This window comes from Aliiroseovarius subalbicans (assembly GCF_022678625.1).
GTDB lineage: Bacteria > Pseudomonadota > Alphaproteobacteria > Rhodobacterales > Rhodobacteraceae > Aliiroseovarius_A > Aliiroseovarius_A subalbicans.
On the sequence record NZ_JALBYQ010000001.1, the window covers coordinates 195,425 to 215,062 of the forward strand.

20 protein-coding genes are annotated in these 19,638 nt (G+C 60.9%); 3 read left to right on the forward strand and 17 right to left on the reverse strand.

Going from position 1 to position 19,638, the window contains the following annotated elements; all coding sequences use genetic code 11:
* Positions 1-12: 12 nt before the first annotated feature.
* The 10 genes from MN188_RS00985 to MN188_RS01030 all read right to left on the reverse strand — a co-directional run bounded on the left by MN188_RS00985 (position 13) and on the right by MN188_RS01030 (position 9,476).
* Entirely contained in the window at positions 13-597 is a 585-nt protein-coding gene (locus MN188_RS00985) for a tetratricopeptide repeat protein (protein WP_242104927.1), read from the reverse strand.
* 103 nt (positions 598-700) lie between these two features.
* On the reverse strand, positions 701-1,678 hold the full coding sequence (locus tag MN188_RS00990) for a type II secretion system F family protein (RefSeq protein WP_242104928.1): 978 nt from the start codon (positions 1,676-1,678) through the stop codon (positions 701-703).
* Positions 1,679-1,688: 10 nt separating this feature from the next.
* Positions 1,689-2,657 (reverse strand): type II secretion system F family protein, encoded by a 969-nt coding sequence (locus MN188_RS00995; RefSeq protein WP_242104929.1) that lies wholly within the window; start codon positions 2,655-2,657, stop codon positions 1,689-1,691.
* A 5-nt stretch (positions 2,658-2,662) separates the two neighbouring features.
* Positions 2,663-4,120, reverse strand: coding sequence for a TadA family conjugal transfer-associated ATPase (locus tag MN188_RS01000; RefSeq protein ID WP_242104930.1), 1,458 nt, complete (start codon positions 4,118-4,120; stop codon positions 2,663-2,665).
* A gap of 14 nt (positions 4,121-4,134) precedes the next feature.
* Positions 4,135-5,385: a CpaE/TadZ family protein gene (locus MN188_RS01005; RefSeq protein WP_242104931.1), complete on the reverse strand. Its 1,251-nt coding sequence runs from the start codon at positions 5,383-5,385 to the stop codon at positions 4,135-4,137.
* 286 nt (positions 5,386-5,671) lie between these two features.
* Positions 5,672-6,337 carry an OmpA family protein gene (locus MN188_RS01010; protein WP_242104932.1) on the reverse strand — a complete coding sequence of 222 codons (666 nt, stop codon included), beginning with the start codon at positions 6,335-6,337 and terminating at the stop codon, positions 5,672-5,674.
* Between the two features lie 15 nt (positions 6,338-6,352).
* A complete protein-coding gene (locus tag MN188_RS01015) occupies positions 6,353-7,765 on the reverse strand; it encodes a type II and III secretion system protein family protein (protein ID WP_242104933.1) in 1,413 nt (470 codons plus the stop codon).
* A gap of 200 nt (positions 7,766-7,965) precedes the next feature.
* Positions 7,966-8,814 carry a Flp pilus assembly protein CpaB gene (gene cpaB / locus MN188_RS01020; RefSeq protein WP_242104934.1) on the reverse strand — a complete coding sequence of 283 codons (849 nt, stop codon included), beginning with the start codon at positions 8,812-8,814 and terminating at the stop codon, positions 7,966-7,968.
* A 232-nt stretch (positions 8,815-9,046) separates the two neighbouring features.
* Complete coding sequence (locus MN188_RS01025; RefSeq protein WP_242104935.1) at positions 9,047-9,229, reverse strand: Flp family type IVb pilin; 183 nt, start codon at positions 9,227-9,229, stop codon at positions 9,047-9,049.
* Positions 9,230-9,293: 64 nt separating this feature from the next.
* Complete coding sequence (locus tag MN188_RS01030; protein ID WP_242104935.1) at positions 9,294-9,476, reverse strand: Flp family type IVb pilin; 183 nt, start codon at positions 9,474-9,476, stop codon at positions 9,294-9,296.
* Positions 9,477-9,829: 353 nt separating this feature from the next.
* Between MN188_RS01030 and MN188_RS01035 the strand changes: the two genes are divergently transcribed.
* The gene (locus tag MN188_RS01035; RefSeq protein WP_242104936.1) at positions 9,830-10,657 is read left to right on the forward strand and encodes a lytic transglycosylase domain-containing protein; all 828 of its coding nucleotides are present in this window, start codon (positions 9,830-9,832) and stop codon (positions 10,655-10,657) included.
* Positions 10,650-12,083 carry a UbiA family prenyltransferase gene (locus tag MN188_RS01040; RefSeq protein WP_242104937.1) on the forward strand — a complete coding sequence of 478 codons (1,434 nt, stop codon included), beginning with the start codon at positions 10,650-10,652 and terminating at the stop codon, positions 12,081-12,083. Before MN188_RS01035 ends, MN188_RS01040 begins: the two co-directional genes overlap by 8 nt.
* A 17-nt stretch (positions 12,084-12,100) precedes the next feature.
* Here MN188_RS01040 and MN188_RS01045 read toward each other — a convergent pair whose 3' ends face one another.
* The 3 genes from MN188_RS01045 to MN188_RS01055 form a co-directional block, all read right to left on the reverse strand.
* A complete protein-coding gene (locus tag MN188_RS01045) occupies positions 12,101-12,835 on the reverse strand; it encodes an SDR family oxidoreductase (RefSeq protein ID WP_242104938.1) in 735 nt (244 codons plus the stop codon).
* Positions 12,832-14,145, reverse strand: coding sequence for an FAD-binding oxidoreductase (locus MN188_RS01050; protein WP_242104939.1), 1,314 nt, complete (start codon positions 14,143-14,145; stop codon positions 12,832-12,834). The genes MN188_RS01045 and MN188_RS01050 overlap by 4 nt, the downstream gene beginning before the upstream one ends.
* Positions 14,146-14,263: 118 nt before the next feature.
* On the reverse strand, positions 14,264-14,893 hold the full coding sequence (locus tag MN188_RS01055) for a hypothetical protein (protein ID WP_242104940.1): 630 nt from the start codon (positions 14,891-14,893) through the stop codon (positions 14,264-14,266).
* A gap of 79 nt (positions 14,894-14,972) precedes the next feature.
* Between MN188_RS01055 and MN188_RS01060 the strand changes: the two genes are divergently transcribed.
* Positions 14,973-15,302: an ArsR/SmtB family transcription factor gene (locus tag MN188_RS01060; RefSeq protein ID WP_242104941.1), complete on the forward strand. Its 330-nt coding sequence runs from the start codon at positions 14,973-14,975 to the stop codon at positions 15,300-15,302.
* Between the two features lie 68 nt (positions 15,303-15,370).
* Here the strand turns inward: MN188_RS01060 and MN188_RS01065 are convergent, their stop codons facing one another.
* From MN188_RS01065 to topA, 4 genes are all read right to left on the reverse strand, one after another.
* The gene (locus tag MN188_RS01065) at positions 15,371-15,997 is read right to left on the reverse strand and encodes a CoA transferase subunit B (protein ID WP_242104942.1); all 627 of its coding nucleotides are present in this window, start codon (positions 15,995-15,997) and stop codon (positions 15,371-15,373) included.
* Between the two features lies 1 nt (position 15,998).
* Positions 15,999-16,253, reverse strand: coding sequence for a hypothetical protein (locus tag MN188_RS01070; protein WP_242104943.1), 255 nt, complete (start codon positions 16,251-16,253; stop codon positions 15,999-16,001).
* Positions 16,250-16,945: a CoA transferase subunit A gene (locus tag MN188_RS01075; protein ID WP_242104944.1), complete on the reverse strand. Its 696-nt coding sequence runs from the start codon at positions 16,943-16,945 to the stop codon at positions 16,250-16,252. The genes MN188_RS01070 and MN188_RS01075 overlap by 4 nt, the downstream gene beginning before the upstream one ends.
* 117 nt (positions 16,946-17,062) lie before the next feature.
* Positions 17,063-19,636: a type I DNA topoisomerase gene (gene topA / locus MN188_RS01080; RefSeq protein WP_242104945.1), complete on the reverse strand. Its 2,574-nt coding sequence runs from the start codon at positions 19,634-19,636 to the stop codon at positions 17,063-17,065.
* Positions 19,637-19,638: the final 2 nt, after the last annotated feature.

Consider the following 19,638-nt stretch of genomic DNA (forward strand, 5'->3'; position numbering starts at 1 on the left):
GCTCGAACCCGCTTATGGTGTCGGCAGGAGGCGGTAGTCGCCGGACCCCCGTCGCACCAGTGCGAAATTATCGTTATCCTCGGCAACATAGCCCGGATTTTCCAATTTGGCGAGCGCGAGGCGCAAATTCTCGCGAATTTCGGCAGATTGGCCACTATCCAGCGCGAAAGCGAGGCGGAAAACGCGCGCCGCTTCGCCAATCTGGCCCTGTTCCATCAGGACCACGCCAAGGTTGTTCCAAGCCGCCGGGAAGGTCTCGTCAACCTCGGTCGCTCGGCGCAGGATCTTTTCCGCCTGACCCAGACGCCCCAGCATCAGATTGGCCGAGCCAAGTGCGGACAGAACATCGACGGTCATGCCGTGATCGCTGGCCGATCTCAGGTAGCTTTTCAGCGCCAGTTCATATTCGCCCGCCGCCATCAGGCGGTGGCCAACGATCAACCCATCAACGCTGTCCTGCCCGCGCTTCACGCCGGTTGGGGCATAGGGATTGTCACCGCGGCCCGACAGGCCAGGTGACGTGCAGGCGGCTAGGGCCGCGACCGCTAGGGCCCAACCCGATTGTCTGCCGATCTGTTTGATGGTCCTGCGCGACATGTCCTGTCCGTTTGTGCGAACGGGGCCCGGGCAAACAGCCCGGACCCCAATCCGTTTGGATCTGGCGCAACCATGCCCTGTCCGGGCCAGCGGCGCAACTCTCCTAGAAGTTGGCCGTTTTCAACGTCTCGGCAATGCCGTAGACTGATGGGCCGATCAGGATGATCAAAAGCGGCGGCACGGTCAGCATCATCGTCGCCAGGGTCATCTTGGTGGGAAGGGTGTTGGCCTTTTCCTCGGCCCGCATCACCCGCTTGTCCCGCATTTCGCCGGCATAGACGCGCAAGGCGTCAGCCACCGAGGTACCGAAGGTCGCGGACTGGATCAGCACGGTGACAAAGCTGGCCACATCCGGAACGCCCGCGCGTTCAGACAGGTCACGCAGCACCTGAATACGGTCCTTACCCGCCTTCATTTCATGCGCCACGATGTCGAATTCATCGGCCAGCGGCGGGAAGCCGGTGCGAATTTCCTTGGCGACACGCACGATGGACTGGTCCATCGACTGCCCGGCTTCGACGCAGACCAGCATCATGTCCAGCGCATCGGGAAAACCGTTGGTGATCTCTTCCTTGCGCCCTTCGACCCGCCGTGTCACCCAGTATTTGGGCAGCATATAGCCAGCCGCGCCTGGGATCAGGATCGACAGGATGGTCTTTTGAGTCGAGACGTCGACATCGGAATTTGCTTTCAACAGAAAGACATAGCCGACACCCAGGACCAACAGCCCAAGCCCCAGCGCGAATTGCGCAAAGTGATAGGTGCGCACGGCGGTCTTGCTAGGATAACCCGCCTGCAACAGCTTCAGGCGGATTGCCGAGTATTCTTCTTCGTCCTGCGGCTCGAGGAAGTCGGCGTATTTTTCAAGCTTGTCGTTGCCTTGTGACATGCGCAGCTTTTGCTTGGGGTCCGCTGCATTGGCGATGTTGGACTTTTTCAGCTTGTCGAGCGGGTCGACCTCTTTTTTCAAAAGGATCGGCAAGGTGCCCAAGATCAGGAACAATCCCAGGATGCCCAGGGCGATCACCGGGCCGAAGGGGCCCAGTTGATCGGTCAGCATGGTGTTGATGGTGTCGAGCATCTCTCTCTCCTCACACCTTGATATTCACGAGCGTCTTCATCACGAAGACGTTGGCGACCAGAAAACCGGCCACGACCAGACAGGCGGGAATGAATGCGGCGGTTTCCTTTACCTCGTCGTAATAATCCGGTTGGATCACGTTGATCATCACCAACGCAAGAAGCGGGAAGACAGACAGGAAGGTGCCGGACCACTTGGCTTCGGCGGTGATCGCCTTCACCCGGCGAAACAGCTTGAAGCGCGAGCGCACGACCTTGGCCAAACCTTCCAAGATCTCGGCCAGGTTGCCGCCCGAAGTCTGCTGGATCGTCACGGCCACAGCCAGGAAGCGCAAGTCCTGCATGTCCATGCGTTCCGCCAGCGCCTTCAGGCTTTCGCCCACGTCACGGCCATAGGCGCTTTCATCCGCGATAACGCCCATTTCAGATCCCAGTGGATCGGCCACCTCGTTCGAAACGATCTGAATGGCCGAGCTGAACGGGTGGCCGACGCGCAGACTGCGCACCATCAGTTCCACCGCGTCAGGCAATTGCTCTTCCAACAGGGCCATGCGTTTCTTGGCCTTGTTGTTGACCCAGACAAACACGCCACCGACGCCCATCAGGACGGCAACAGCGATGCGCACCGGCGTGCCAGCCTCGGTCCCGACGGTCAGACCGAAATAGGCGATCCCGGACAGGGCCACCATGATCATCACCAGTTGGCCGGGCGTAAAGGCGATGTTCGCCTTTTGCGCCTTCAAGGCCAGGATCGAATAGAGCGGGATGCCCTTCGAATTCATGTGCTGGTGCATTTCCTTGCGCAGCTGTTCCAGCACCTCTTCGCGGCCCGCGCCCTTTTCCAACAGGTCCAGGCGGCGGTTTACACGGCTGTTCAGGCTGATCGACTTGCCGAAGACGGTCAGGTAGATGCCTTCGACCAGCACCAGGACGGCGACGAAGATAAGGCCATAGATGAGTGGTTCTGCTGAGATGACCATGTCTGTTACTCCGCGGCGACGGGTTCAAAGAGCGAGGCGGGCAAGTCGTATCCCCACTGGCGGAAGCGTTCGGAATAGTGCGAGCGCACGCCGGTGGCGGTGAAGCGGCCGATGATCTTGCCGTCGGGTTGAAGGCCCAAACGCTCATAACGGAACACTTCCTGCATCGAGATAACTTCGCCCTCCATGCCGGTGATTTCGGTGATTGACACCATGCGGCGCGAGCCGTCCTGCAAACGCGAGGCCTGCACGAACAGGTTCACAGCCGAGGCGATCTGGTTGCGCACGGCCTTCAGCGGCATTTCTATGCCAGCCATCGCGACCATGTTCTCCAGACGCGACACGGCGTCGCGCGCGCTGTTGGCGTGGATCGTTGTCATCGAGCCGTCGTGGCCGGTGTTCATGGCCTGCAGCATGTCGATGACTTCTTCGCCACGCGTTTCACCAACGATGATGCGATCCGGGCGCATCCGCAGGGCGTTTTTCAGACAGTCACGCTGGCTGACCCCGCCCTTGCCTTCGACGTTCGGTGGGCGGCTTTCCATCCGGCCCACGTGGGTCTGTTGCAGCTGAAGTTCAGCCGTGTCCTCGATCGTCAGGATGCGTTCGCTGTCGTCGATGAAGCCCGACAGGGCGTTCAGCGTGGTGGTTTTACCGGAACCGGTACCGCCCGAGACGATGATGTTCAGGCGACAGGCAACCGCGGCCTGAATATAGGCGGCCATTTCCTCGGAAAAGGCACCGAACCCAACCAGTTCGTCGATGCCCAGCTTGTCTTTTTTGAACTTACGAATGGACACCAGCGACCCGTCCACCGCAATCGGCGGCACCATCGCGTTGAAACGAGAGCCGTCGGCAAGGCGGGCGTCAACGTGCGGGTTGCTTTCATCCACCCGACGACCCACCGCCGACACGATCTTGTCGATGATGCGCAACAGGTGGCGTTCGTCCTTGAAGGTGATGTCGGTCAGCTGCAGCTTGCCGTCGCGTTCGACGAAGATCTGCTGCGGTCCGTTGACCAGAATATCGTTGACCGTATCGTCTTTCAAAAGCGGCTCTAGCGGGCCAAGGCCCATCACTTCGTCGAACAGATCCTGGTTCAGTTGCTGGCGTTCTTCGCGGTTCAGCGCGACGCCCATCTTTTCCAGTGTTTCACCGGAAATCGCGATGATCTCGGTGCGCAGTTCTTTCTCAGTGGCGTTTTCCAGCGCCGCCAGGTTCAAATTGTCCAGAAGCTCTTTGTGAATCTCGACCTTGATTTCACCGATGCGCGCCTTGCGCTTGCGTTCCTTGTCGCCGGGGGCAGCCCGGGCCGCGACCACAGCTTGCTGTTTCGGCGCGGGTTTCTTCGGGGTAGGGGCGGCGGTCGTCGCATCGGGCTTTCCCCCCTGGACCGTCTGAAGATTGGGCGCGCCATCCTGATTAGGTTTTCCGGCACCGGGTTTTTTATAACGCGAGAACAATGGCTTGCCCTCCTTTATTGCGCAGCAACGGCTGCGGATTTGTTGACTTCATGAACCGATGCGGCCAGTTTCTGGATTTCCTTGCGCAGCGGGTTCTTGGTCGCGGCGTCTGCCAGCGGAATGCCGTGATCACCGGCTTGCACGACCGGTTTGGCGCCGTCGGGCAGTTGCAGTTCAATCGTGATGTCCAGACTCTCGGCCAGGCGCTTCACCCGGGCCTTGCCGGACAGGTCGGTAAACTTCGGCGCGCGGTTCAACACATAGCGCAGCTTGGACACTGGCAGTTCTTCGGCTTTCAGCGCGCGGATCATCCGCAGCGTGTTCTGCGCCGAGCGCATGTCCAGCTCCATCGTGGTGAAATATACATGGGCCGACGTCAGCACGGTTTCAGTCCATTGCACCACGGTCGAGGGCATGTCGATCACGACATAATCGAAGTTCGCGCGGGCAAAATCGATCACGCGTTGGATGTCTTCCGATGTGACCAGATCCAGCGGGAGCATCTCGTTGGGGGCGGTCAGAACCTGAAGCCGGTCGTTGAAGGTCAGCAGTGCCTGCATGAAGCTGTCTTGATCCATGCTTTCCGTGTCCGACAACATCTCATAGACCGTTTCGCGGCGCGGCAGGTCCAGATAGGTCGAGACCGTGCCGTATTGCAGGTCGAGATCCAAAAGGCAGACGCGGGGCGGGTTGTCTTTTTCGATGTTGGCCAGTTCCCAGGCCAGGTTCACCGCCAGCGTGGTGGCTCCGGTGCCGCCTGCCAAGCCATGAATGGGCAGCACCACGCCTTCGCGGTCGCCAGTTGCCTTCAGCGTTGTTGCCATCTCATCAGGCACCGGTGCCTGGGGTGCGGGTTCGGGGGCGCGCAGACGCTCGATCGCATCATGCAGCGCGCCTTCGGGAAGCGGGTAGGGCACAAATTCCTCAGCGCCCATTTTCAAAAGCTGGTGCAGCGCGATCGGGCTGACCTCTTCGGCGATGACGATCACCTTGATGTTCTGTGCAACGGCGGTCTTGATGACATCGGCCACCTGGGCCAGGTTGGCTTCGTCTTCGTCATCCATCGCGATGGCAACGAATTCCAGCGCTTCGGCGTCGGGCTGTGTAAAAAAGGCCTTGGCGTCGCTCAGGGACAGGTCGCCCCAGGTTTCACCCAGCTCGGCTTCCATGTCCTCGATCAGCAGATCAAAATTCTGCACGTCCCGAGAGATCGTGCAAGCGACGATCGGTGCGGGGTCCGGTTGCAGTGCTACACTGCTACTCATTGCCTCATTCCTTCCAAATACAGGCCCACGCGTCGTTCCGGTCTTGGATGCCGGTCACTTCGGTCAGGCCCCGCGCGACTCGATTTCGCACGGTCTGCTCCCATTACCCCGAAGATTTCGCAGGCAATCTTGGCAAGATTGGGGCTAAAATTTCGTTATTATGCGGTCATTTGAGACGATAAGCGGCTGGGAGGCGGGCTGTTTCCGCATAGAAAACGCTTAGAATGCCACGAAAAAGGCCGGCGATTGCGCGCCGGCCTGAGCATTTTCGTGACAGGGTAGGGGGTTACCAGGTCTCTGTCGTGTTGATGATCTCGGGACCTTTGCCCGATACTTCTGCACGCGATTCGGTCGAGCTTTCGACATACTCACGGAACAGCGCCTGACCGTATTTACCGTTCAAGACCATGGGGTTGTCGGACGCCAGGCCGAACACCTCGGTGACGGTGCGGCGGTTGCGACGCTCACGGCCCTCAGTCACGACCAGGGGCTGGGTTTCGCCCTCGGAAACCACGGCCTCCAACCTGTGCCGATCGGCGCCGTGGCTAACCAGGTAGTTCACCACCGCCCGCGCCCGGCGCATGCCCAGACGCTTGTTGTACGCGTTCGAGCCGACCAGGTCGGTGTGGCCATAGACCCGGAAGCGCACTTCGGGGAACTGGCGGATCCAGGTGGCCTGCGTGCGCAGCACGGCCTGGGCTTCAGCCCCCAGACGGGCTGAATTGAACTCGAAATTCACCGTATCGGTCACTTCGCTGGCGAAACGGTTTTCCATAGCAGTCAGGAAGGTGCGGTCGCCCGAGTGGATCTCGGTGTTGTTCATGGTCGGATTGCCGAACTGGCCTTCGTCCAGGAACTCACCGGCTTCCTGTGTCCAGGACGAGAGCAGGCGGCTGTCACCACAACCCGCAAGCAGGGCCAGGATCGAAGTGGCGGCGAGGAGGCGTTTCATCTGAGATTTCATCGTTCAGTCCTCCATCACATAACCATAGGACCCCGAGAAGTCCTGCTGCGCCACTTCGCCCGCGGCACCTTTGGTCGGACGGTTCTGCGCGGCGGTTTTGCCGAACAGGAACAATTCGCTTTCGGTGGGCGGTTTGATGCGATCGGTGGGCAGAACCAGGGCCTCACCCCGGGTGGGGGTGACCAGGTGGGCCGAGATGATGATGACCAGTTCGCTCTGCTCACGCTCATATTCCGCGCTGCGGAATAGGGCGCCCAGAACCGGGATGTCACCCAGCCAAGGCACCTGACCGGAGAGATCTTGGAAATCATCCTGCAACAGACCGGCGATGGCGAAGCTTTCACCGTCGCGCATTTCCACCGTGGTGGCAGCACGGCGGGTGCGAAAGCCCGACACGGCGATGCCGTTAGAGGAGAAGCTGGTCGTCGCGTCGATGCCCGACACGCTGGCGTCCAGGCGCAGGTTGATCACGTCCGCGTCCACGACGCGGGGGGTGAAGGTCAGCTCGATGCCGAAGGGCTTATAGGTGATCGACACACCGCCGTCATTATCGACGACCGGGATCGGGTATTCGCCACCGGCCAGGAACGTGGCTTCTTGCCCCGAGAGGGCAGTCAGGTTCGGTTCGGCCAGAGTGCGCACAACACCTTTGCTTTCAAGGGCTTCCAGAAGGACTGCCACTTGGAAGGATCCCGCGTTGAAGCCAAGTGCGACACCACCTTCGGTGTCAGGCGTGACGTTGATCGGGTTGCCGATTCCGTTGTCGCCGTCGATCCAGGTGCCGGTTTCGCCGATTACGCCCAGTCCGGTGCCACCTTGAATGGCCAGCGAAGAACTCAGCGCCTTGCGCACGCTGCGGCTCATTTCCGCAAAACGCACTTTCAGCATCACCTGTTGGGTGCCGCCGACGCTCATCAGGTTCGATACACGTTCAGGGGCATACCGCTCGGCCAGGTCCAGTGCGCGATCCAGTTTCGCGATTGAGCTGACAATGCCAGACAGGACAAGCCCGTCATTGGCGGTGCGCACTTCAATCGGTTCGCCCGGAAGGATCTGGCGCAGCCGTTCCTTGAATTCCGCGATGTCGGGGGCAACCTGCACCTCAACATTGGTGATCAACCTTCCATCCGCGCCCAAAAGGGTCAGCGTGGTGCGTCCGGGCGCCTTGCCCAGCACATAGATGGTGCGGTCGGACAATGTGGAAATGTCCGCAATGCCCGGATTTGCAATGGAAAGTTCGGCGAAGGGAACGTCACTTTCAACCACGACGGCCCGGTTCATCGGAACCGCCAGCGCGCTTGATGCTGCTCCTCGCATTACTCTCAGGGTTTCGGCCTGCGCTGTCCCCGCGGGGAGGGTCGCAAAACCAACTGCCAGGCCCAATAGGGCCGCTTTCATGAATCTGTCAATTTTCATGTGATCCTGCCTCTCCGATCACGCCTCAGGTTGGGTCTTTTCGCCCATATTGCGACGTACATTGCGTCAACTTTTGTTTTTTTGCAAGAATCAATGCCTTGGGGCACCGATTTCATGTGGATAAGTCGCAACACCTTGGCCGGGATGGGCCAGATATGGGGGTGCGTTGGCCATCCGATTCAAGATCGGGTGGCCAAAAGTCATTCGCTTGGGCAGGCGATCGGAACTTCGACGATCTCGGCGCCCTTGCGGGTCTTGATCGTGCAGACGCGTGCGGCTTCCTGTTGCTCGATCACTCGTTCCTGGATGCCAAGAAGCTGGTTCTGGTCAATCTCGACGCCGCTGGAGACGGTATCGTCCTCGGCCCCGACAAGCGACAACGACAGGCTTCCGGTCGATTGTGCCTGGGCCAGAGAAGCCACTTGGCGTGCGGTTGCTTCGACCGTCACCGTGCGCGCGATTGTGGGCGCGGCGCGATCTTCGTCCGCGGTCTGGTCGATCGCGATCAGGCGCAGTGACGCCTGGATCAGCTTGGTCACATCCGAACGTCCGTCTTCGCCGCCCCGCCCGGTCCAATAAACGTCGACCTTGTCGCCGGGGCGTAAGAAGCCCGATACCCCCGAGGCCACATCGACCTTGATCGCAAAGGCACGCATTCCCGCGCCCAGGCGTGAACTCACACCGGCATCTTCGCCGGGTGCGGTGACCTTGACCTCAAGAACGGCTTCGTCCTTTTCCATCGTGCGAACGACGGTGCGGAATCTCTTTTCGCCTTCCGGGAACAGCGCGTCCATCGACTGGAAGGCGCCTTCGGGAATGGCATTTTCCGGCCAGCGAACCACACGCACCAATTCGTCCGTCAGCTGTTCGCCATAGCGCAGCTGCTGTGTGACAACAAAGACCTCGACCGTGGGCACCATCTGCGCCCGCGCGGCGCGTTCCACGTCCAACTGTCGCTGGTAGGTGCCGATATAGTCGCGCGCCATGTAGACGGCACCACCCGCGAGGGCCAAGCCCAGCACAAGCACCAATCCGAATACCAACCGCATATTCTGTCCTTTCGATCACATGACCCGGGAAGGTCTCGTCACTCGTCCCTATAGGCCAAACTTCTACGTCAATTAGGGCAAAACCTTGGACAAAGGATGAAGATCACAAGAATTTTTGACAATTTGGCAACAACGCCTAGCCCGCCGGTGGGGAAGATGCAATTGCCCTGACCAGGTAAACACAAAAGGCCGCGCCAAAGTGGCGCGGCCGATTGTCATCGCGGTGACGCGATTAGTAGGTGATGACGTCCATAGCGTCGATCTCGGACGAGATGCGGTCGCCCAGATCGGCGGTCGAGGTGCCGACAGCGCTCATGACAGCGATGCCCAGGCCCACGATGGCAGCGGTCAGAACGACCCAGTCCACGGTCACGGCGCCGGATTCGTCATTGAAGAATTTGTTGAACAGTTTCATAGTTTTATCTCCTGATAGGATAGGTGGGTCTGAGGCGTGTACGCACACCTCAGACCGTCACGGATTAGTAGGTGATGACGTCCATAGCGTCGATCTCGGACGAGATGCGGTCGCCCAGATCGGCGGTCGAGGTGCCGACAGCGCTCATGACAGCGATGCCCAGGCCCACGATGGCAGCGGTCAGAACGACCCAGTCCACGGTCACGGCGCCGGATTCGTCATTGAAGAATTTGTTGAACAGTTTCATTTTGTGTCCCTCCGAAAGGTGTTCAGTTTGTATCAGTCTTCACCGAAGCTTTGTTTCGAACCGCCTGTGAACCGGTTGGTCTCTCTGCTTGGCATGGCGATATATGGCACTGGGATTGGGGCGAGATTTGGGCGCGTTTCGTACGTTTTTGGACTTAACGAATTATTTCGACGTTGTGAAAGCAACATGCTGATAATAAATAATAAAAAAATTATCCAGATTTTAAAATCTTCCAGCAGGTCTGGATTTTCGCACGAGAATCGCGAGGTTTGTTAAGGAAAAACTGGCCCTTTCCAGCGGATTCTGCGAGAGTGCCCGCAATAATAAAACGAGGCAGAGCAGAGGTCCGCAACATGCGGCGGCTTCTTTATACATATATCGCCACGGCGCTGATCGCGCCCGTGCCGGCTTTGGCCGAGGGGCCCAAGCCGTTTGCCGATTTCACCTTTCGCCGGGTCACCGTGCCCAAACCGGGGGCAGGGCCGCGTATTGACGTGCAGATCGATCCGGCCGAACAGGCGGCGGCTCTTGCCGTGCCCGAAAAAGCGCCGGACTCAGACGCCAGCCCCGGTCTACCCAGCCCCAGCGGCTATGAGTGGTTCTGGACCAGCGTGCGGCCCGAGGCCGACAAAGGCGGCCCGGCCAACCTGGCCCGTGCGATGGCGGCACTGGATGGCAAGGACGGGCTGGCCCAACCGCGATTGCAGCATCTTCAGGACATCGCCCAGGCGCATGGGCTGGACATTCTGCGTGCGACCGTGGGCACGGATATCTCACCCGCGCTGGTTATCGCGCTGATTTCGGTCGAAAGCGGCGGGCGCGTCGTGGCCGAAAGCGGGGCAGGGGCGCAGGGGCTGATGCAGCTGATCCCGGCCACCGCCGAACGCTTTGGAGTCAGCGACAGCCTGGACGCCAGCCAGAACATTGTCGGCGGGGTGAAATACCTGGCCTGGTTGATGAAGCATTTCGAACGTGACGCGATCCTGACCCTGGCTGGCTATAATGCCGGCGAAGGGGCTGTGCGTGACCACGGCGGCGTGCCGCCTTATGCGGAAACTCGCGCCTATGTGCCAAAGGTGCTTGCGGCCTGGCGGGTGGCGCGGGGCCTGTGCCTGACGCCGCCGCAATTGATCACCGATGGCTGCGTCTTCGCGGTAAAGGGAACGTCGTCCAATGGCTGAAAAACCACTGGTTCTGGATGTCGACGGCACCTTCCTGCGCACCGACATGTTGCTGGAGTGCTTCTGGGCCGGCTTGGGGCAGGCGCCGCTGGCGACCCTGAGCACGAGCTTTCGCAATCTGCGCCGCCCGGAGGTTCTTAAGGCCGATCTGGCACGGATCGTGCAGGTACGCACGGACCTGATGCCGGTCAATCCAGAAATCGCCGAGCTTGCCGTGGCCGCACGCAGTGCCGGGCGCGAGGTCGTGCTGGCCTCTGCCTCGGACCAGACGCTGGTGACGCAGCTGGCCACCGACCACGGGCTTGAGGGCCGGGTATTTGCCTCGGATGGCGAAACGAACCTGAAAGGCGCGCGCAAGGCGGCCGCGCTGGTCGAAGCCTACGGCGAGGGCGGCTTTGACTATGCCGGCAACGCGTCGGTGGATCGCGCGGTCTGGGATCATGCCGACACTGCGCTTGTGGTGGGCGACGAACGCTCGGCCCGGGTGATGGCGGCGCGCGGCAAACCGGTGCAGAGCTTTGCCGGTGGATGGCGCATGACAGACCTGATCCGCGCCCTGCGCCCGCATCAATGGGTCAAAAACATCCTGCTGTTCGTGCCGACCATCGCGGCACATGACTTCAGCTGGTCCTCGCTGTTTCTGGTGATCCTGGGCATGATGGCCTTCTCAGCCGCGGCCTCGTCGATCTATATCGTGAACGATCTTCTGGACCTTGAGGCCGACCGGTTGCACGTGAAGAAATGCCGTCGCCCCTTCGCAGCAGGCACGGTTCCAATCGGCGTCGGCATGGGGGCGTTTTTTGTCCTGGCGGCGATAGCATTGGGGATCGGGGCCTGGATTGGCCTGCCGTTCTTCCTGGTCACGCTTCTTTATATGGCGGTCTCGCTGGCCTATTCGCTGCGGCTGAAACGCCTGCGCTGGGTGGATATCGCGATGCTGGCTTCGCTTTATACCCTGCGCGTGGTGGCGGGGGCGATGGCGACGGGGGTGCTGGTGACCGGTTTCCTGATGGTGTTCATCTTCCCGGTCTTCATCGCGCTGGGGGCGGTAAAACGGCTGACGGAACTCACGCTGGCAACATCCGACGCGCGGCTGCCGGGCCGGGGATATGCCCGCACCGATCGCGGCGACCTTCTGAATGTCGCAGGGCTCGGCGTTGCCGGTGCGCTGCTGTCTTTCTTTCTGTATAGCTTTACGCAACAGGCTCTGGCGCTCTACCCAACGCAATGGCTTTTGTGGGTGGCAGAGGTGCCGATCGCCTGGTGGCTGATCCGCATGGTGCGGCTGGGCTACACGGGCAAACAAGATTACGACCCGATCATCTTCGCCATGAAAGACAAGCGCGGCATCGGCCTGATGCTGATCGCCCTGTCGATCATGTTCTACGCCGCTGGGCTGTGGCACGAATGGTTCGGGCTGAGCTGACGACGACGCCTGATCCGTTAGATCGACATCTTCTTGAAGATTGCTTCCGGGATGTGGCGGATGATCAGCATGATGTACCGCCAGAAGAACGGCGTATAGATCACGTTGCGGCGCTTCTCGACCGCTTTCAGGATATCGGCGGCCACTTTGTCAGGTGAGGCGACCAGGAACATGCCTTCGATCCCCCAGGTCATTGCGGTATCGACAAAACCGGGCTTGACCGTCACCACATGGCCACCGACCCGGGTCAGGCGGTTTCTGAGACCGCTAAGGTAGGTGGCAAAGCCCGCCTTCGCAGCGCCATAGACATAGTTCCCGATCCGTCCCCGGTCCCCTGCGACCGATCCAACACCGACGATCGTGCCGCATCCGCGATCCTCCATCAGCGGGGCCAGCATTTGCAACAGCTGGGCCGGCCCGGTGAAGCTGTCGGTCACGGTGCCGTCGATCAGGGAAGGATCCGCGTCGATCGCGCTTTGCTCAGGCATTGAACCCACAAAGACCGCGGCGTTGATCTGCCCCTCTTCGCGGCCCGCGCGGGTCACGATGGTGCCAAACCCTGCCGGTTTGCGGGCATCAAACGCGATCGCTTCGGCTTTAGCGCCGCGCGCGACAAGGTCGGCGGCGGTGCGTTTCAGGTCGTCCATGTCGCGGCCAGCCAGAAGCACGGTGGCGCCATCGTCGGCCACGCGGCGGGCAAAAGCGCGCGCCATTGACGACGTGGCGCCCAGGATGATCCAGGTCTGGTTCATGTCGCGCTCCTCAGGTTCAGCCGCCGCACCATGTCGGTTTCCATCGCGTGGTCGGGGTCGGCCTTGTTCACTGCGGTGACCCATTCGGCATGTTCAGGGTACATCGCCTTGATCGCCGGGCCGGTCGCCAGCGCGTCCTTGGCCAGGTAGAGCCGCCCGCCCGCATCGACAGTCATGTCTTCCAGCATCGCGATCAGCTCAGCCGCCTCGGCCCGGGCCGGGAAATCGACCGCCAGCGTAAAGCCTTCCATCGGGAAGGACATGTGCCCGGCACGGCCGGTGCCCATGCGTTTCAGCACGGCCAGCGGTGAGGCCAGGCCCGATCCCGCGATCATCTCGACCATCTCGCGCAGCCTGTCGGCGGCATCCAGCGGCACAACGTTCTGAAACTGGTAAAACCCGCGCTTGCCATACAGCCGGTTCCAGTCGTGGATCTTGTCCAATGGAAAGAAGAAGTCATCAATCGGCTTCACCACGGACCGGCCCGACGCGGGCACCCGGCGGAAATAGGCGGTGTTGAACAGCTTCACCACCGGGCTGGAAAGCGCGAACTTGGGGGCATCCAGCGGCACGGTTTTCGACGGTTTCGGCTTGGGCACCAAGCCTGCGGCCAGTTCGGCCTCCTCCACGATGCCGCGTCCCAGGGCCGCGCCCGTGGCGGTCGCGTCGATCCAGCCGACCGAATAGGTGGCCTGCGATCCATCCAACAGTGCCAGATGCTCGTCCCAGCCGTCGGCCCGCCGTTCGGTGACCATCATCACGTCGCCTACGATCGGTTTCAGCTGGAGCTTTGCGCTGGCGATCACGCCGGTCTGGCCGATCCCACCCATCGTGGCGCGGAAGACAGCTTTGTTGCGGTCGGGCGTCGCGACGGTCTTCTTGTCCCCGTTCAAAAGGGTCACGGACAGCACATGCTGACCGAAGCTGCCGTCATTGTGGTGGTTCTTTCCATGCACGTCCTGGGCGATGCAACCGCCCACGGTGGCAAAGCCGGTGCCGGGCATGACCGATGGCAGCCAACCGCGCGGGGCGAAAACCTTCGCCAGCGCACCGATTGTAATCCCCGCCTCGACCTCGACCACGCCGGTGGTCGCGTCAAAACCGATGATCCGGTCCATCCGCGTCATGTCCAGCGCCGCGCCATCATTGTTCAGGCAGGCATCGCCATAGGAACGGCGATTGCCGAACGCCGGGGCAAGGCGGGCGGCCAGCGTGGCCGTTAGGGTCGAAAGCCGCTCGGGCCGCGCCACGGGGCCGCTTGCCCGCAACACCCGGCCCCAGCCGGTATAGTCAGTCTGTTTCCAGCGCATGGATGTCTTTCCCAGTCATTTGTCGCCCGTCTAGCGACAGATTGGGGCGACAATATGAAACTGTTGCGGGAATGTGAACGGTGGGGCTGGGCGGATGCGCCCTGCGGAATAGGTGGACCTAGCAGCACCCTGTTTTGGGAGCATCTTGCACCGTATCGCCGCCACAACACCCCGTTGCCGCTGCGGGGACAGGGCCGCAACACGTGCTTTCGCTTTCCTGCGCCGGAGCGCTGTCTCCACTAGCCACATCCTGTTGTGCCAACCAGTCCTGGATGTCCTTGGTGCAGGTATCGCCGCGCGGATTGACCTTTTCGCAAAAACAGCTTTGCCCGGGTTTCATCTTGGCCTGAATGGTTTGGAACACATGCGTCGTGCCGGTGCGCGCAAGGTCATCCAGCGCCTGCTGTTTCAAGACCTTAAAACAGTAACACAGCCGCGTGTCGGGCGCGTCGTCCTTCACCGTGACCTTGTGAACCAGATCCTGGGTGCCAAACACCGAAGAGTCCCGGTCGTTGTAATACACCACGTCGCAGCTTGGCGTGTCACAGAAATGGTAGGTAGCATCAGGCAGCAACCGGTCGCGAACCTGGCGGCGCAGCGTGTTTTCCGGGGTAATATGGCCCACGGTCATGCCCAATGTGCGACAGACGGGGCAGGCGATGTCAGACCGGGCCTGTCCGGTACCGCAGTCACATGTGTCTTGCGTGTCTGCCTTGGCGACAGAGTCCGTGGGGCTACAACTGCTCATGGCAGGGTTCCGGTGCTTGCATGGATGCGTTACGTCATGCATACCTTTAATATCTTAACACTTCAAGAGATATTGAGATATGAATGAAGCAGAAGTCCTGACCATGCTGGGTGCCCTGTCGCAGCAGACCCGGTTGCAAATCGTCCGCTTCCTGATGCGGTGCGGCGACACCGGTGCATCGGCGGGCGAGGTCGGACAGGAAGTCGGCGCAACTTCGTCACGGGCGTCGTTCCATTTGAGTGCGCTTGAGAACGCGGGTGTGATTACATCAGAACGGCAATCGCGCCATATCTATTACCGCGCCAATCCGGCGGGCATGGGCGCGCTGGTGTCGTTTCTTTTGAACGATTGTTGCGACAACCACCCGGATGTGCGGGCCTGTTGCGGTGTGGTGTCCAGCTGCTGTTGACGCGTTGGATCAAACGAAAAAGGGCTCCCTGAACGGGAGCCCTTTTGAAACTCAACTGCGTTGTCGCCTCAGACCACGTTCGCCTCGGTCTTGGCGATCACCTCTTCGCGGGTGACGCCCGGCGCCAGTTCCACGATGTGCAGGCCTTTGTGCTCGACTTCGAAGACGCACATGTCGGTGATGATCATGTCGACCACGCCCTTGCCGGTCAGCGGCAGGGTGCATTCCTTCAGCACCTTGGTTTCGCCATGCTTGTTGCAATGGTCCATCACCACGATCACGCGGCCGACGCCCGCGACCAGGTCCATCGCGCCGCCCATGCCTTTGACCAGCTTGCCGGGGATCATCCAGTTTGCCAGGTCGCCTTTTTCGTCGACCTCCATCGCGCCCAGGATCGCCATCGCGATCTTGCCACCCCGGATCATGCCGAATGACAGCGAGCTGTCGAAATAGGCGGTCTGCGGCAGTTCAGTGATTGTCTGCTTGCCAGCGTTGATCAGGTCGGCGTCTTCTTCGCCTTCAATCGGGAACGGACCCATGCCCAGCATGCCGTTTTCCGATTGCAGCGTGACGTTGACGCCCTTGGGAATGTAGTTCGAGACCAGGGTCGGAATGCCGATCCCCAGGTTCACATACATCCCGTCTTCCAGTTCCTGTGCGGCCCGTTCGGCCATTTGATTGCGGTCCCAAGGCATTTCAGACCTCTTTCTTTTCAATGCTATCCGCGACCTTGTCCTCGGAGGAGGCGACGATCTCGGCAGTTTCCAGGTTGGCCATGGCGGCGGCCAGTGTGACGGTCGAGAGCACGTGATCGTCGCCGCCGGCCTCGGGGCCGAACTGGTCGATGATCATGCGGCGGGCCAGGTGCAGGTAGCTTTCGACCCGCGCCTCGATCCGGGCGACGCCATCGACGCCGATCAGATGGACCTTGCTCTCGGACGGGGCTGTCATGCAGCCCGCGTCGTGCGTTGCTCAATGCGCTTTTCGTGCTCGCCCTGCACGATCCGGTGCACATAGATGCCCGGCAGGTGGATCGCGTCGGGGTCCAGCGACCCGGTTGGCACGATCTCTTCCACCTCGACCACGCAGATCTTGCCGCACATGGCGGCGGGCGGGTTGAAGTTGCGGGCGGTCTTGCGGAAGATCAGGTTGCCGGTTTCGTCCGCCTTCCAGGCCTTCACGATCGACAGGTCGGCAAAGATGCCTTCTTCCAGGATGTAATCTTCGCCGTTGAAGTTTTTCACTTCCTTGCCATCGGCGATCACGGTGCCGACGCCGGTTTTGGTGTAAAACCCGGGGATGCCGTGGCCGGCGGCCCGCATGCGCTCGGCCAGGGTGCCTTGCGGATTGAATTCCAGCTCCAGCTCGCCCGACAGATACTGGCGCATGAACTCGGCGTTTTCGCCCACATAGGACGAAATCATCTTTTTCACCTGCTTGGTCTGCAGCAGGATGCCGATGCCGAAATCATCCACGCCCGCGTTGTTCGAGGCAAAGGTCAGGTCCTTCGTGCCCGCATCGCGAATGGCGTTCAGCAAAAGCTCGGGAATGCCGCACAGGCCGAACCCGCCGGATGCGATCAGCATGCCGTCATGCAAAATCCCGTCCAGAGCCTCGGCAGCGGAGCCGTATACCTTGTTCATAAGAAAGTGTCCTCACGTCAGTTTCGCGCCTTTCTCGCGCGCGGACGTTGCAGAGTCAATGAAAGGAAAGGGCTAGGTATTTCTACCTAGCCCCCCGTCAATCTGCTGTGAGACGTCTCAGTCTTTTTTGGCTGCTGGTTTCTTCGCCGGTGCCTTTTTCGCAGCGGGCTTTTTCTTGGCCGGGGCTTTTCTGCGCGTGGGTTTTTTCTTGGCCGCCTTTTCCGCGATCCAGCCCACCGCCATTTCCATCGTCACGTCCTCGGGCTTCACGTCCTTGGGGATGGTGGCATTCACCTTCTCCCATTTGACGTAAGGGCCATAGCGTCCTTCCATCACGTTGACCGGGCCGCCGTCATCGGGGTGTTCACCCAATTCATGCAGCGGCTTGGCCGCCGCCGAGCGTCCCCGCCCGGGGTTGGCGCGCTTTTCGGCCAAGAGTTCGACGGCCCGGTTCATGCCCAGTTCAAAGACGTCGTTGGGGTCTTTCAGGTTGGCATAGGTCGGTTTTGCGTCATCCGGCAACTGGTGCATCACATAAGGCCCGAAGCGGCCGAAATTGGTCGCGATCATGCCGCCGTCCGGGTGTTCGCCGATCTGGCGCGGCAGCGACAAGAGCGTGAGCGCCTTTTCCAGGTCCATATCGTCCTTGTCCCAGCCCTTGGGCAGGGAGGCGCGCGGCGGCTTCTTGTTTTCGGGCGTGGGTTCACCACGCTGCACATAGGGGCCGAAGCGCCCGGACTTCAGGCTGATCTCGTCGCCATTGTCTTCACCCAGCACGCGCTCATCCCCATCCGCGCCTTCACCGGCGATCGGGCGGGTATAGGTGCATTCGGGGTAATTGCCGCAGCCGACAAACCCGCCGGTGCGCGAGGTTTTCAGGTGCAGCTGACCAGTGCCGCATTTTGGGCAGATGCGCGGGTCAGACCCGTCTTCGCGCGGCGGATACAGCTGCGGGGCCAGGGCCGCGTCCAGCTTGTCCAGCACTTCGGAAATGCGCAGGTCGGACGTTTCGGCGATCGCCGCCGAAAAATCGCGCCAGAACCGGTTCAGGACTTCTTTGTAGTCCATGTCGCCCGCTGACACGGTGTCCAGTTCATCCTCGAGGTTCGCGGTGAATTCATAGCCGACATATTTGCGGAAGAAGTTCATCAGGAAGATCGTGACGATGCGCCCCTTGTCCTCGGGGAACAGGCGGTTCTTGTCCTTGCGCACATATTCGCGGTCCTGGATCGTCGTGATCACGCTGGCATAGGTCGAGGGCCGGCCGATGCCCAGCTCTTCCATCCGCTTGACCAGCGTCGCCTCGGTGTAACGGGGCGGGGGCTGGGTGTGGTGCTGTTCGGGCGTCACGCCGGTCTTGTCGGTGACTTCGCCCTGTTCGATCTTCGGCAGACGCTTGTCGTCGTCATCGACAACCTGATCGTCGCGGCCTTCTTCATAGACCTTCAGGAAGCCTTCGAACAAAACGACCTGTCCGGTGGCACGCAGCACGACTTCACCGTCCGCACTGCCGACATCCACCGAGGTGCGCTCAAGCCGCGCGCTTTCCATCTGGCTGGCCAGCGTGCGCTTCCAGATCAGGTCGTAAAGCTTGCGCTGATCGGGCTCCAGACGGGCCAGAGCCGAGGCGTCGACAGTCATATCGGTCGGGCGAATACATTCGTGCGCTTCCTGCGCATTTTTCGCCTTGTTCTTGTAGATGCGCGGGGATTTCGGAACGAAATCAGCCCCATAGCGATCCTTGATCGCGTCGCGCGCCGCTGTGACCGCCTCGGGCGCCATGTCGATCCCGTCGGTCCGCATATAGGTGATATAGCCTGCTTCATACAGGCGCTGGGCGGTCGACATGGTCTGACGCGCGCCGAAACCGAACTTGCGGCTGGCTTCCTGTTGCAGGGTCGAGGTCATGAAGGGCGGCGAGGGGTTGCGGTTGGCGGGCTTCGCCTCAACCGACTGCACCACCAGATCGCGCGACGAAACCGCCTGCACGGCCAGTTCGGCGGCGGTGGCGTTTTCAAGGTCATAGCGGTCCAGCTTTTTGCCGGACAGATGCGTCAACCGGGCTTCGAACGCCTGACCGCGCGGGGTTTTCAGCGCGGCTTTCACCGACCAGTATTCACGCGCGTTGAACGCCTCAATCTCTTGTTCGCGCTCGACGATCAGGCGCAGGCAGACCGATTGTACCCGGCCTGCGGACCGCGCGCCGGGCAGTTTGCGCCACAGCACCGGGGACAGTTTGAAGCCAACGAGATAGTCCAGCGCCCGGCGGGCCAGATAGGCCTCAACCAGCGGCGCGTCCACTTCGCGCGGGTTTTTCATCGCCTCGGTCACGGCAGATTTGGTGATCGCGTTGAACACCACGCGGCTGACCGGCGTGTCCTTCTTGATCACCCGCCGCTTGCGCAGGGCTTCCTCAAGGTGCCAGGAAATCGCCTCGCCCTCACGGTCGGGGTCAGTGGCGAGGATCAGGTTGTTGTCGTCTTTCAGCGCGTCCGCGATCGCTTTCACGTGCTTGCGGCTGTCATATCCGACCTCCCACAACATCTCGAAATCGTTGTCGGTATCGACCGATCCGTCCTTGGGCGGCAGGTCACGCACGTGGCCGTAAGACGCCAGAACGGTGTAATCACTGCCCAGATATTTGTTGATGGTTTTGGCTTTCGCCGGGCTTTCGACAACAACAACGGGCATGA